Consider the following 12,299-nt stretch of genomic DNA (forward strand, 5'->3'; position numbering starts at 1 on the left):
CCTCCCGGCCTGTCTCGCCGCCCGGGTCTCGCGGGGGCCCGGCTCGGTGCCGATCCTACACGAGGCGGGGCGTGCCGGAACCGGTCAGCCGGCTTGCGCCCGTTCCAATCGGGCCGGGGTGTTTTGGGCCCCCATCTGCCGGGCCATGTCGGCCGCGCTCAGCCCCGCGGCGTCGCGCAGGCCTGCGTCGGCGCCGTGGGCGAGCAGCAGGTCCACGATCTCGGTGCGGTCGAACATCGCCGCCACCATCAGCGCCGTGCGGGTGCCGTCGCCGGCTCCGTCGACCGGCGCGCCGTGCTCCAGAAGCAGCCGGACGATGCCGGCCTCGCCCTTGAAGGCGGCCCCGGCGAGCGGGGTCTGGCCGCGGTCGTTGGCGAGCGCGGGGTCGCCTCCGGCCTCCAGGATGACGCGGGCCGCCGCCTCCTGCCCGTTATAGGCGGCGAGCATCAGGAGGCTGTCGCCCTTGTCGTTGCGCAGGTTCGCCGGCAGGCCCTGGCCGAACAGCTCGGCCAGCGCCTCCGCATGGCCCATCCGGGCGTACTGGAAGACGCGGGCCGCGAAGGCGAGGGTCTCGTCGTCGAGGGCGGGGCGCGCGGCGTTCGGATCGGCCTGCATCGGGATCTTTTGAGGCTTCGTGACGGGATCGGACCCGTGCATGTGGGATTGTCGGGCCGTTCGTCCAGCGGCTCGGGTCAGGCCGCTTCCGGCACCGCGGCCGGGTTCAGCCCGCCGAACCGCCGGTCGCGGGCGGAGAAGTCGGCCACCGCGGCGGCGAGGTCGGCGGCCGCGAAATCCGGCCACATCCGGTCGGTGAAGTGGAGCTCCGCGTAGGCCGCCTCCCAGAGCAGGAAGTCGGAGAGCCGCTTCTCGCCGCCGGTGCGGATCAGGAGATCGACATCGCCCTGCCCGCACAGCGCGCCGCTCATCCCCTCGCGGCTCAGGCCCTCCGGCCCGAGCCGGGCGGCGGCGGCGAGGATCGCGTCGCGGGAGGAGTAGTCGACGGCGATGCGCAGGTTCAGGCGCGTGCCCGCCGCGGTCGCGGCCTCGGCCCGCGCGATCGCCTCGGGGATGCCCGCGGGCAGCCGGTCGCGGCGGCCGATCACCGTGAGCCGCGTGCCGGTGCGGGCGAGGCGCTCGGTCTCGCCGCGCAGATAGGCCCGCAGCAGCCGCATCAGCCCGCCGACCTCCTCGGCCGGGCGGCGCCAGTTGTCGCTGGAGAAGGCGTAGAGGGTGAGCGTGCCGATGCCGAGGTCGGGCGCGGCCTCCGCCACCCGCTGGATCGTCTTGACACCGGCCCGGTGGCCGGCCCCCCGCGGCAGGCCGCGGGCGCGGGCCCAGCGGCCGTTGCCGTCCATGATGACCGCCGCGTGCAGACGGGATCTGCGGTCGGGAGGGCTTTGCATCGTAAAGTCTCCGGGCAGCGTTCGGGACGAGGCGAGGGGGCGGGGTTCGAGGGAGGCGGGGTGAGCCGCCCTCAGGCGGGTTCGGCGAGGCCGGACCGGTCGTGGCCGGCGGGGTGGTCGCCCTCGGCTGCCGTGGACCGGCCGGCGGCGCCATTTGGCCTGCCCGCCGCTTGCGCGGCATCGCGCACCACCTGCTCCAGCACCCCGAGATAGTCGAGGAAGCGGGCACGCCCCGGGGGGGTCAGGCGGCAGAGGGTCTGCGGCCGGTTCTGGTCGTAGCCCTTTTCCAGGCTGACGAGGTCGGCCTCCTGCAGCACCGCGAGGTGGCGGCTGAGATTGCCGTCGGTGAGCCCGCACAGGCGCTTCAGGTCGGGGAAGGCGAGGCCGCGGGGATGCGAGACCAGCGAGGTCAGCACCGAGAGCCGGGCCCGCTCGTGGATGATCCGGTCGAGCCCCTCGTAGGAGAAGCGGGCGTCGGCGCGGTCAGAGGTCGGCATCGGCGTCTCCGTGACCCGACTGGCGGTGGATGATGACGGCGAGCAGTCCCTGGCCGACGGCGAAGGGCAGGCCCATCAGCCAGGGCGAGAGGTGGCGCGTCTCGCTGGCCAGCGCCAGCACGGCGAGCCCGGCGAGCAGGTACCACGCGCCCGCGAGGGGCACGGTGCGGGGCAGGATGCGGGCGGAGGCGAACAGGCCGAGCCCGACCAGCACCTGCCACAGGCCCGGCAGCATCCAGAGCTGGTCCGGCGCGAAGCGGGCGAAGACGAGCCCGAGGCACAACCCCGCCCCGCCTGCGGGCAGGAAACCTTCGATGGCGCTGAACACCATCGCGTCGGCGAGCCCCGAATGGACCCGGCGCGAGCGGCGCACCGCCTCGAAGCCGATCAGGGCGCAGGCGGTGACGGCGGCGCCGATCCACAGGCCGAAGAAGGCGACGGGCCGGGCGGTCGGGTCGGTCAGGAACAAGGCCTGCCCGCCCGCGACGGCGAGGGCGATGAGGCCGGTCGCGGCCAGCGTCGCGGTGCCGAGGCCGCGGAAGGCGGTGTCCCGCGCGATCTGCATCCGGATCGCGACGATGTCGGCGAGCGCCTTGTCGAGGTCGCCGTGGCTGTCACGCATGGGGCTCGCCTTCCCGCGTCGAGACATGCTTTGCATTGTAAAGTACACGCGGGTGCAGAGCCGTCAAGCGGCATTCGACCGGCCGGCATGACTTCGGACAGTGCTCCGGCACGGGGACGGCAGCGCCGAGGGGCGAGCGATAGGCCGGCGGTATTCGAAGAAGGATCGATTACACCCGCTGGATCGGCCCCGGATAGCGGGCGAGGAGGTCATCGGCAGTCAGGAGCGTCATCCCCTCCACCGTTGCCTGGGCGAGGAGGAGACGGTCGAAGGGGTCCTTGTGGAGTAGGGGAAGGTTCGCGACGGCGATGGCATGGGCACCGATGATGACGAGTTCCTCATACCCGTCTCGAAGCAGGGTACTCCGAACGAGATCTGCATCGATCGCGCCCTTCGTGCGCGCCAAGCTCTGTTTGATCGCGAGTTCCCAAATACTCGCTGTGCTGAATACAGGAACATGTGCTGGGTCATCGATGAGCTGGCGAGCTGTGTTCGACAATCGCTGCGGCGCGCCGAGAGCCCAGATCAGAAGGTGTGTGTCGAGGAGGAGCCTCAAGGTTCCGCTCGGCCCTTGTACTCACCTTCGAACATCCGGATGATCTCATCCTGGAACATCGTGTCGAAGTCGTCGGGCACCGAGATCTGGCCGACGAGGCTGCCGATCCGCCGGGTGCGTGGAGCTTCCGCCTCGGCCGGAACGACCCTGACCAGCGGGCGGCCGTCTCGCGTGATCACGAAGGGTTGGCCTTGGGCGGCTTCCTCGATCAGTCGGGACAGATCGGCTTCGGCTTCGCGGAGGCTGACCGTTTTCATGCCGGTCTCCTGAGGTGGGAGCGATCAGGGTAATCGGCGCGACAACGTGCGGCAAGCGCGCGGCAATCCGATCGCGCGGCCGTCTTCCGCCCGCGGCCTGCCCGGCCCATATTGGCGCCATGCCCGCACCGAAAAAGCCCCGCCCCTCCACGGGAAAGGCAGAGAAGCCCGAGCTGAAGCCGCTCGACGAGCATCTCGCCGCCCTGCTCAACCCCGCCCTCAACCGCAACCGGCCGAAGGCGGTCGAGCCCGTGCCCCCGCCGGAGCCGGTCCGGAAGGGACGCACTCGGAAGGGCGAGGCGAAAGCCTACAAGAAAATCGCGCAGGACGGCTTCGCCGAGGCGCCGCAGGCGGGCTTCGCCATCGGCGACGCGGCCGACGTCGATCCCCGGCTCGCCCAGGCGCTCGGCCTCGTTCCCCCTGATGACGGCCCAGCGCCGGAGACCGTGCCCGAGGCGGGGGCGCCCTCTCTCGCGACGGAGGGCGTCTCGGCCACCGTCGAGGCGCTGGAGAAGCTGCTGACCGAGGGCAACCCGCTGTTCAAGAACGGCGAGGCCTGGGTGCCGCACCGCCCGGAGCGGCCGGCGAAATCGGAAGGCGGCGTGACGTTCACGCTCAGATCCGACTTCACGCCGGCCGGCGACCAGCCGACCGCCATCGCCGAACTGGTCGAGGGCGTGAGGACTGCCGAGCGCGATCAGGTGCTGCTCGGCGTCACAGGCTCCGGCAAGACCTTCACGATGGCCAAGGTGATCGAGGAGACGCAGCGCCCCGCCCTCATCCTCGCGCCGAACAAGACGCTTGCCGCACAGCTCTACGGCGAGTTCAAGAGCTTTTTCCCGGATAATGCCGTAGAATACTTTGTCTCGTACTACGACTATTACCAGCCGGAGGCGTACGTCCCGAGGTCCGATACGTTCATCGAAAAGGAATCGTCGATCAACGAGCAGATCGACCGGATGCGCCACGCCGCCACCCGCGCCCTGCTGGAGCGGGACGACGTGATCATCGTCGCCTCGGTCTCCTGCATCTACGGCATCGGCTCGGTCGAGACCTACACGGCGATGTCGTTCACCGTGTCGCTGGGCGAGCGGATCGAGCAGCGCCAGCTCATCGCCGACCTCGTGGCGCTCCAGTACAGGCGCATCCAGTCGGACTTCGCCCGCGGCACTTTTCGCGTGCGCGGCGATGTCATCGAACTCTGGCCGGCCCACTTGGAGGATCGCGGCTGGCGCATCGGCCTGTTCGGCGACGAGATCGAGTCCATCGTCGAATTCGATCCCCTGACCGGCAGGAAGATCAACGAGCTGAGATTCGTCAAGGTCTACGCGAACTCGCACTACGTCACGCCGCGCCCGACGCTCCAGCAGGCGATCAAGGGCATCAAGACCGAGCTGAAGGGCCGGGTCGAGGAACTGACGCGAATGGGCCGGCTGATCGAGGCGCAGAGGCTCGAACAGCGCTGCACCTTCGACGTCGAGATGATCGAGGCGACCGGCGCCTGCAACGGCATCGAGAACTATTCGCGATACTTGACGGGGCGCAAGCCTGGGGAGCCGCCGCCGACCCTGTTCGAGTACCTGCCCGACAACGCCCTCGTCTTCACCGACGAGAGCCACGTCACCGTGCCGCAGATCGGCGGCATGTATCGCGGCGACTTCCGGCGCAAGGCGACGCTGGCCGAGTACGGCTTCCGCCTGCCCTCCTGCCTCGACAACCGCCCCTTGCGGTTCGAGGAATGGGACGCGATGCGCCCGCAATCGGTCCACGTCTCGGCCACGCCCGGCAAGTGGGAGATGGAGCGCACGGCCGGCGTCTTCGCCGAGCAGGTGATCCGCCCCACCGGCCTCGTCGATCCGGTGATCGAGATCCGGCCCGCCCGAAGCCAGGTGGACGACCTGCTGGGCGAGGTCCGCGCCGTCGCGCAGGCCGGCTACCGCACGCTGGTGACGACGCTCACCAAGCGCATGGCCGAGGACCTGACCGAGTACCTGCACGAGAACGCGGTGCGGGTGCGCTACATGCACTCGGACATCGACACCCTGGAGCGGATCGAGATCATCCGCGACCTGCGGCTCGGCGCCTTCGACGTCCTGATCGGCATCAACCTGCTGCGCGAGGGCCTCGACATCCCCGAATGCGCCCTCGTCGCCATCCTCGATGCCGACAAGGAGGGCTTCTTGCGTTCCGAGACCTCGCTGATCCAGACCATCGGCCGCGCCGCCCGCAACGCGGAGGCCCGCTGCATCCTCTACGCGGATTCGCGGACCGGCTCCATGGACCGGGCCATCGCCGAGACCGAGCGTCGCCGCCAGAAGCAGCTCGCCTACAACGAAGAGCACGGCATCACGCCGCAATCGGTCAAGCGCGGCATCAGCGACATCCTGGAAAGCGTGTATGAGCGCGACCATGTCCGCGTCGATACGGGGCTCGCCAAGGACGCGATCACCGTCGGCCACAACCTCAAGGCCGTGATGGCCGATCTGGACAAGCGGATGCGCGCGGCCGCCGCCGATCTCGACTTCGAGGAGGCGGCGCGGCTTCGCGACGAGCTGAAGCGCCTTCAGGCGACCGAGCTGATGGTCTCCGACGATCCCATGGCCCGGCAAGGGGACGTGGAGCGCGAGGCCGGGCGCTACGGGCAGAAGGGCAGCCGCATCGCGAAGCCCACCCTCGACAACATGGGTCCGGGCACCGACCGCGAATTGCCGGTCGGCGCCGTGCCCTGGCAGGAGCGGCCGAAGGCGCGCTCGACGCAAGGCCTGGGCGGCCAGAAGCCTCGCTACAAGGGCGGCGGCGGGCGCAGGCGCGGCTGAGGGGGCGGTCGGCCCGTGTCCGACGCCGGTGCCGGCAGCGGAACCTGAGCCGTGGGCCGCGGATTGGCCCCGCAGAACCCGCCCTTGCCCCCGCCCTTGCCCCCGCCCTTGCCGCACGCCGGAGCCGACCCATGCGCCCCTCTCCCCGCCGATCCGCCGCGGTGACCGTTGCCTGCCTCGCCGGCGCCCTGCTGGTGGGCCTGCCCGGTCCGACGCCGGCGCTCGCCCGGAGCGCGGCCAACCCCGACGATCAGCCGACCGCCGGCACCCTGCCCCCCGGCACCGACACCGTGCGGACCGACGACCGCGCGCACGACCGGCCGAGCGGCGACGTGTCGTCGCCGAGCGCGATCCGCTCCTCCACCTCCGTGGTGCCCGACGGCAAGAGCACCCGAACCAACCCGATGGATCACCTCTCCAAGCCGTTCCGTTCGAGCCGGGAGAACTGACAGGACACGCGAGCCGCAACCGATCCCGGCCCTCGCCGTTGCTCCGGCACGGTCAGCGAACGGCAGGAAAAGCGGGAGGAGGCTCATGGGGCTGCTCGATCAGGTCATCGGCGGTGTCGTCGGACAGGTTCTGGGAGGCGGGCGCGGCGGCGCGCTGGCCTCGCCGGTGGTGAAGGCGCTGCTGATGCTGCTTCTCAGCAAGGGCGCGGGCGGCCTCGGCGACATCTTCGGCCGCGGGCATGCGGAATCCGGCGGACGTCCCCTCCCCGGGCCGGGCACCGGCGACGGCGATCTCGGCGGGTTCGATCAGGGCCGTCGCAGTGGGCCGCCGACGCAAGGGCATGATGCCGGCAACGACCTCGGCGGCGATTTCGGCGACCTCGCCGGCATGCTCGATGGCCCCGGCGATGGCCCGTCCGGCAGCCGGTCCCCCGGCGGAGGCCCCTCTGCCGGCCTCGACCGCGAGCCGCAGGACGGCGGTGCGGCGGCCGACGGGCTCGACGGGCTGATCCACGGCTTCGAGAGGAGCGGCCTCGGCGACGTGATCGGCTCCTGGATCGGCCACGGCGCCAACCGCGAGATCGCCCCGAATCGTCTGGCCGAGGCGCTCGGCCCCGACACCGTCGACAGCCTGAGCCGTGAGACCGGCCTCTCGCGCTCGGATCTGCTCGCGCAACTGGCGCAGGCGCTGCCCGGCGTCATCGACGCCCTGACGCCCCAGGGCCGGGCGCCGAGCCGCGCGGAGCGCGGCGGCTGGTAGGAGGAGGCCAGGCGGATCCTGCCATGCCGTTTCCGCTTGATCGCTTCGGGTTTCGCCCCACGCCGTCATCGCGAGCGGCCCCGAAGCGATCCAGGGCGCGACAGGTCCGGAAAGGGCGCGCCCTGGATGGGCCACGGCTTCGCCTCGCAAGGACGCAGGACAGGCCGAAGTCATCGACCGGATGGCGTATCATGCCCTACGAACGGCATGACGGGCCGATGATCCCCGGCCGCGGCGCGCCCTCGAACGGAGGCCCCGCATCGTCGCCCATGCGGGTCGGATCGGACGGCTGCCCGCGAATCGCCGCCGATCTCGCCAGCGACCGGCGCCTCCCGTTCGACGGGCAGGGCATCTTCCGGCGCTGCCACGAGTTCGATCCGGCCTGACTTCAGGTCTGCCGGACATCGATTCTTGAGGTTGTCCGAGGCATCGTTTATCGGCCAAACGGTCGCGCTTGTGCCGCCCGGTGGCGTGCTACAAGAACCTCCGTGAGCATGACCGAGAGCCCGCTCCCCGTCGAGCCGCCGGACACCGAACCGGCCCCCATCCCGACCGCGGATCCCTTGCGCGCGGCGCAGGATCCCCTCGCCCGGGCGCAGGACGCGGCCGGGATCGGCGTGTTCACCCTCGACCTGCACGAGGGCGTGCTGCATCCGAGCCCCGCCTTCTGCCGCCTGCACGGGCTGGAGGTGCGCGAGCGCTATGCCCTCGCCGCCCTCGCCGAGCGGTTCGCGGCGGAGGACGAGGCGGCCCTGCCCTCGGGCGATGCCGCGCCCGGCGAGACGGTCTACCGCGTCCGCGACCCGCAAACCGGCACGCCGCGCTGGATCGCCCGCACGCTGGACGTCGAGCGCGCCGCGGACGGCCGGCCGATCCGGCTCTCGGGCGTGGTGCGCGACGTCAGCGAGCAACGGGCCCAGAGCACGGCGCTCGCCGAGAGCGAGCAGCATTACCGCACGCTGTTCGAGCAGATGGACGAGGGCTACTGCGTCATCGAGTTCATCGACGGCCCGCACGGCCCCCTGAGCGACTACGTCCACGTCACCGCCAACCGCGCCTACGCGCAGCATGCCGGTATCGAGAACGTCGTCGGCCAGCGCGTGCGCGACATGGTGGGCGCGGAGGCCGACGGCTGGGTCGCGCTCTACGGCGAGGTTCTGCACACCGGCCGGCCGATCCGCTTCCAGCGCGAACTGGTCGCCACCGGGCGCTACCTCGAACTCGCCGCCTTCCGCATCGAGCCGCCCGCGCGCCGGCAGGTGGCGGTGCTGTTCCAGGACATCACCGCCCGGCGCAACCTCGAGCACCTGCTCCATTCCAAGGCCGCCGACCTGGAGGCGGAGGTGGTGGCGCAACGGCGCGACCGCGACCGGGTCTGGGCGCTCTCGCCGGTGCTCAAGGTCGTGGCCTCCCCCGAGGGGCGGATCGAGGCGGTGAACCCGTCGTGGAGCCGCACCCTCGGCTGGTCGCCGACGGAGACGGTGGGCCGCCACGTGCCCGATTTCTGCGCGCCCGACGAGCGCGCCGCGGCGGCGGCGGCGCTGGAGCGGCTCGCGGCCGGCGCCTCGACCGATCTCGAACTGACCTGCCTGACCAAGGACGGCGGCACCCGCCGGGTGCTCTGGACCGTGGTCCCCGCCGACGACCTGCTCTACGGCTTCGGCCGCGACATCACCGAGCAGCGCCAGGCGGAGGAGGCCCTGCGCCAGTCGCAGAAGCTGGAGGCCGTGGGTCAGCTCACCGGGGGCGTCGCCCACGACTTCAACAACCTGCTCACCATCATCCGCTCCTCGGTCGAGTTCCTGCGACGGCCCGACCTCGCGCCCGAGCGCAAGCGCCGCTACCTCGACGCGGTCTCCGACACGGTCGACCGCGCGGCGAAGCTGACGGGTCAGCTCCTCGCCTTCGCCCGGCGCCAGGCGCTCAAGCCCGAGACCTTCGACGTGTGCGAGCGGCTGCGCGGCATCTCGGAGATGCTCGACTCGGTGACCGGCGCGCGCATCCGCGTGGTGACCGACCTGCCCGGCGAACCCTGCTACATCCGCGCGGACGCGAGCCAGTTCGAGACGGCTCTGGTCAACATGGCGGTCAACGCCCGCGACGCCATGGACGGCGAGGGCCGCCTGACCCTCCACCTCGACGGCGGCGCGCCGATGCCGCCGATCCGCGGCCATGCCGGCGCGGCGGGCCCCTTCGTCGCGGTCTCCGTGGTCGATACCGGCACCGGCATCGCCGTGGCGGATCTGGGCCGCATCTTCGAGCCGTTCTTCACCACGAAGGAGGTCGGCAAGGGCACCGGTCTCGGTCTCTCCCAGGTGATCGGCTTCGCCAAGCAGTCGGGCGGCGACGTGGACGTGAGGAGCAGCGCCGGCGAGGGCACCCGCTTCACCCTCTACCTGCCAGAGGTCGCCGCCCCGGCGCAGGCACCCGTTCCCGTCTGCCCGACGTCGCAGGCGGGGGGCGAGACGCGCCTGCGCGTTCTCGTGGTCGAGGACAACATCGAGGTCGGCCGCTTCTGCACGCAGATCCTCGAAGAGCTCGGCCACCACCCGGTCTGGGCCGAGAACGCCGAGGCCGCCCTGGTCGAACTGGAGCGCGCCGACACGCCCTTCGACGCGGTGTTCTCCGACGTGGTGATGCCCGGCATGGGCGGGATCGCGCTGGCCCGCATCCTGCGCGAGCGCTTGCCCGATCTTCCGGTGGTGCTCACCTCGGGCTACAGCCACGTGCTGGCGCAGGACGACGCACACGGGTTCGAGCTGTTGCGCAAGCCGTACTCGGCGGAGGAACTGGGGCGGGTGCTGCGGGCGATGGCGGCGCGGCGGGCCGAGGGCGAGGCGCTGCCGCGCTGAGCATCGCTGCGAAAGACGAAGACCGGCTCCCGCAAAGAAGACGATGCGCCGAAGCCGCGTCCGGCGGACGCCCGCCCCCTCGCCGTCGCGAGGGCAGCCGACGATGCGTGGCCCTCATCGCCGGCCGGTATCATACCGTTTCCGCTTGATCGCTTCGGGTTTCGCCCCACGCCGTCATCGCGAGCGGCCGCGAAGCGATCCAGGGCGCGACAGGTCCGGAAAGGGCGCGCCCTGGTTTGCCACGGCTTCGCCTCGCAAGGACGCAGGAGAGGCCGAAGTCATCAACCGGCGTCGTATCGGAGCCTGTTCGACCGGCCTGCTCTGGCGCCCCTGACGGTCCTCATCGAGGCACGGCGCCAGCAGCCTCGAAGCACGCCGCGACGCGGACCGTTCGGCGATGCGACGTCGTCATCGCCGAACGGTCCGACGGGTTCAGGCCGCGTTGCTGCCCAGGCGATCCAGTCCGGCGCTGATGCTGGCGATCTCCTCGGCCGCCGCCTGCATGCTGACGGAAATGTCCCGCGTGACCGCGGTCTGCTCCTCGATGGCGCTCGCGATCCCGGTCACGTAGGCCTCGACCTCCGTGACATTGGAGCCGATGGCGCCGAGCATCTCCGCGACTTCGTCCGACACGGCCTGCATGCCGGCGATCTGGTTCGAGATCTCGATGGTCGCGGCGGTCGTCTGACCCGCCAGCGCCTTGACCTCGGCCGCGACCACGGCGAAGCCCTTCCCGGCCGCTCCGGCCCGCGCGGCCTCGATCGTCGCGTTGAGGGCCAGCAGGTTGATCTGATCCGCGATCTTCGAGATCACGCGCACGACGTTGTCCATCGCCCGCGCCGAGTCGCGCAGTTGCCCGGTCGAGTGGTCGGCGGCCCGGGCGCGGCCGCTGATGCCGTCGACCGCTTCCTTGGAGCGGGCCATGTTGCCGCTGATTTCGAGGATGGAGGTGCTCATCTCCTCCGCGGCCGCGGCCACGGCCTGAACGTTCGCGAGCGTCTGGCGGCTGGCTTCGGTGGCCGACAGCCTGGCATCCGTCTGGACGGTGATGTCGGTGGCATGCTTCAGCACACGCTCGACCCGGCCGCTCCGATCGAGGATCGGCGCGTAGAGACCCTGTACCCAGATCGTGCGCCCGCCTTTGGCGATGCGCCGGAAAACGGCGCTCTGCTGCTGCCCACGGCCGAGGGACGCCCAGAACTGAGCATAGGCATCGGTTCCCGCCTCGCTCGGATCGACGAACAGGCGGTGGTGCTGACCGACGATCTCGGCGGCCGTGTACCCCATCACGGCCAGGAAGTTGGCATTCGCCGTGACGATCGTTCCATCGGGCATGAACTCGATGGCAGCCAACGATTGTTCGAGCGCGGTCAGCTTTGCGACCGCTGAAACCTGCGACCGAGACAAACGTATCATGGCGGTGTCCTCTGATCCTTGCCCGATCGAACGCGCCTTGCGCGGATTTTGGCTTGACCTACCTTTGCACTTCAGTCGGTTATTGTGTGGAATGATTAAATTTCCTCTAAAATTGCCTACAGTCATATGAAATGTTGTTCACCTGCCGATCGATCGAGGTGAATGTGCAATCGTAAATGAACATGGGTCGATTACTGTGATTTCAGTCCTATTTTCGCCGATTCATCAGTATTTTGCATGGATCAGAGTCTGTTTGACCGGCCGCCGTGTCTTCGTCAGGCAACGGCAAGGCAAGAGGAAAGCCATAACTCCCATCCCCACCCTCATCCTGAGGTGCCGCGAAGCGGCCTCGAAGGGTGTTCCAGATCCCGCGCGATCCCTGGAGCACCCTTCGAGGCCTCCGCTGCGCTCCGGCACCTCAGGATGAGGGGCGAGATGGGATCACCGCTGTCAAACAGGCTCTCACCGAAATGTTGTCTCGCGCAGAGAGAGTTCTGCGCGTGATCGAAAGGCTCGCGGCGCGCGCTGAGCGATGCCTCGCGACGGGTTTGCCGAGGGTGGGGCCGAACGTTCGTCGACGGGCTGCGCAGGATCGGCCGATGCCCGCCGCTGCGTGAACTGGCTGTCGATTTCGGTGCGCAGGCGCTGGCCGCCAAGGAGCTGAAGCAGGC

12 protein-coding genes are annotated in these 12,299 nt (G+C 70.3%); 5 read left to right on the top strand and 7 right to left on the bottom strand.

Annotated features, from left to right (window positions below):
* Nucleotides 1-84 precede the first annotated feature (84 nt).
* From PGN25_02635 to PGN25_02660, 6 genes are all read right to left on the bottom strand, one after another.
* Complete coding sequence (locus PGN25_02635) at nucleotides 85-615, bottom strand: ankyrin repeat domain-containing protein (GenBank protein ID MEH3116520.1); 531 nt, start codon at nucleotides 613-615, stop codon at nucleotides 85-87.
* Nucleotides 616-692: 77 nt separating this feature from the next.
* The gene (locus PGN25_02640) at nucleotides 693-1,403 is read right to left on the bottom strand and encodes a di-trans,poly-cis-decaprenylcistransferase (GenBank protein MEH3116521.1); all 711 of its coding nucleotides are present in this window, start codon (nucleotides 1,401-1,403) and stop codon (nucleotides 693-695) included.
* Between the two features lie 71 nt (nucleotides 1,404-1,474).
* The gene (locus PGN25_02645; GenBank protein ID MEH3116522.1) at nucleotides 1,475-1,900 is read right to left on the bottom strand and encodes a transcriptional regulator; all 426 of its coding nucleotides are present in this window, start codon (nucleotides 1,898-1,900) and stop codon (nucleotides 1,475-1,477) included.
* Nucleotides 1,887-2,522, bottom strand: a complete 636-nt coding sequence (locus PGN25_02650) for a hypothetical protein (protein ID MEH3116523.1) — start codon at nucleotides 2,520-2,522, stop codon at nucleotides 1,887-1,889. The genes PGN25_02645 and PGN25_02650 overlap by 14 nt, the downstream gene beginning before the upstream one ends.
* A gap of 169 nt (nucleotides 2,523-2,691) precedes the next feature.
* Entirely contained in the window at nucleotides 2,692-3,078 is a 387-nt protein-coding gene (locus PGN25_02655; GenBank protein ID MEH3116524.1) for a type II toxin-antitoxin system VapC family toxin, read from the bottom strand.
* Entirely contained in the window at nucleotides 3,075-3,335 is a 261-nt protein-coding gene (locus PGN25_02660) for a type II toxin-antitoxin system prevent-host-death family antitoxin (protein MEH3116525.1), read from the bottom strand. The genes PGN25_02655 and PGN25_02660 overlap by 4 nt, the downstream gene beginning before the upstream one ends.
* 119 nt (nucleotides 3,336-3,454) lie before the next feature.
* On the opposite strand from PGN25_02660, the gene uvrB reads away from it, so the two are divergent.
* The 5 genes from uvrB to PGN25_02685 all read left to right on the top strand — a co-directional run bounded on the left by uvrB (nucleotide 3,455) and on the right by PGN25_02685 (nucleotide 10,212).
* On the top strand, nucleotides 3,455-6,151 hold the full coding sequence (gene uvrB, locus PGN25_02665; protein MEH3116526.1) for an excinuclease ABC subunit UvrB: 2,697 nt from the start codon (nucleotides 3,455-3,457) through the stop codon (nucleotides 6,149-6,151).
* Nucleotides 6,152-6,282: 131 nt separating this feature from the next.
* On the top strand, nucleotides 6,283-6,600 hold the full coding sequence (locus tag PGN25_02670) for a hypothetical protein (GenBank protein MEH3116527.1): 318 nt from the start codon (nucleotides 6,283-6,285) through the stop codon (nucleotides 6,598-6,600).
* 85 nt (nucleotides 6,601-6,685) lie between these two features.
* The gene (locus PGN25_02675) at nucleotides 6,686-7,360 is read left to right on the top strand and encodes a YidB family protein (GenBank protein ID MEH3116528.1); all 675 of its coding nucleotides are present in this window, start codon (nucleotides 6,686-6,688) and stop codon (nucleotides 7,358-7,360) included.
* A 191-nt stretch (nucleotides 7,361-7,551) separates the two neighbouring features.
* Entirely contained in the window at nucleotides 7,552-7,746 is a 195-nt protein-coding gene (locus PGN25_02680) for a hypothetical protein (GenBank protein ID MEH3116529.1), read from the top strand.
* A gap of 108 nt (nucleotides 7,747-7,854) precedes the next feature.
* Entirely contained in the window at nucleotides 7,855-10,212 is a 2,358-nt protein-coding gene (locus tag PGN25_02685) for a PAS domain-containing protein (protein ID MEH3116530.1), read from the top strand.
* 432 nt (nucleotides 10,213-10,644) lie between these two features.
* Here PGN25_02685 and PGN25_02690 read toward each other — a convergent pair whose 3' ends face one another.
* Nucleotides 10,645-11,628 carry a methyl-accepting chemotaxis protein gene (locus tag PGN25_02690; GenBank protein ID MEH3116531.1) on the bottom strand — a complete coding sequence of 328 codons (984 nt, stop codon included), beginning with the start codon at nucleotides 11,626-11,628 and terminating at the stop codon, nucleotides 10,645-10,647.
* Between the last annotated feature and the right edge of the window lie 671 nt (nucleotides 11,629-12,299).

The organism is Methylorubrum populi, from assembly GCA_036946625.1.
Classification (GTDB): Bacteria; Pseudomonadota; Alphaproteobacteria; order Rhizobiales; family Beijerinckiaceae; genus Methylobacterium; species Methylobacterium populi_C.

What these genes read in the sequence shown, in the direction of transcription:
- uvrB (MEH3116526.1), top strand. Translation starts at nt 3,455, where the DNA reads ATGCCCGCACCGAAAAAGCCCCGCCCCTCCACGGGAAAGGCAGAGAAG.
- PGN25_02640 (MEH3116521.1), bottom strand. Translation starts at nt 1,403, where the DNA reads ATGCAAAGCCCTCCCGACCGCAGATCCCGTCTGCACGCGGCGGTCATC.
- PGN25_02680 (MEH3116529.1), top strand. Translation starts at nt 7,552, where the DNA reads ATGCCCTACGAACGGCATGACGGGCCGATGATCCCCGGCCGCGGCGCG.
- PGN25_02670 (MEH3116527.1), top strand. Translation starts at nt 6,283, where the DNA reads ATGCGCCCCTCTCCCCGCCGATCCGCCGCGGTGACCGTTGCCTGCCTC.
- PGN25_02675 (MEH3116528.1), top strand. Translation starts at nt 6,686, where the DNA reads ATGGGGCTGCTCGATCAGGTCATCGGCGGTGTCGTCGGACAGGTTCTG.
- PGN25_02635 (MEH3116520.1), bottom strand. Translation starts at nt 615, where the DNA reads ATGCAGGCCGATCCGAACGCCGCGCGCCCCGCCCTCGACGACGAGACC.
- PGN25_02650 (MEH3116523.1), bottom strand. Translation starts at nt 2,522, where the DNA reads ATGCGTGACAGCCACGGCGACCTCGACAAGGCGCTCGCCGACATCGTC.
- PGN25_02685 (MEH3116530.1), top strand. Translation starts at nt 7,855, where the DNA reads ATGACCGAGAGCCCGCTCCCCGTCGAGCCGCCGGACACCGAACCGGCC.
- PGN25_02690 (MEH3116531.1), bottom strand. Translation starts at nt 11,628, where the DNA reads ATGATACGTTTGTCTCGGTCGCAGGTTTCAGCGGTCGCAAAGCTGACC.
- PGN25_02660 (MEH3116525.1), bottom strand. Translation starts at nt 3,335, where the DNA reads ATGAAAACGGTCAGCCTCCGCGAAGCCGAAGCCGATCTGTCCCGACTG.
- PGN25_02645 (MEH3116522.1), bottom strand. Translation starts at nt 1,900, where the DNA reads ATGCCGACCTCTGACCGCGCCGACGCCCGCTTCTCCTACGAGGGGCTC.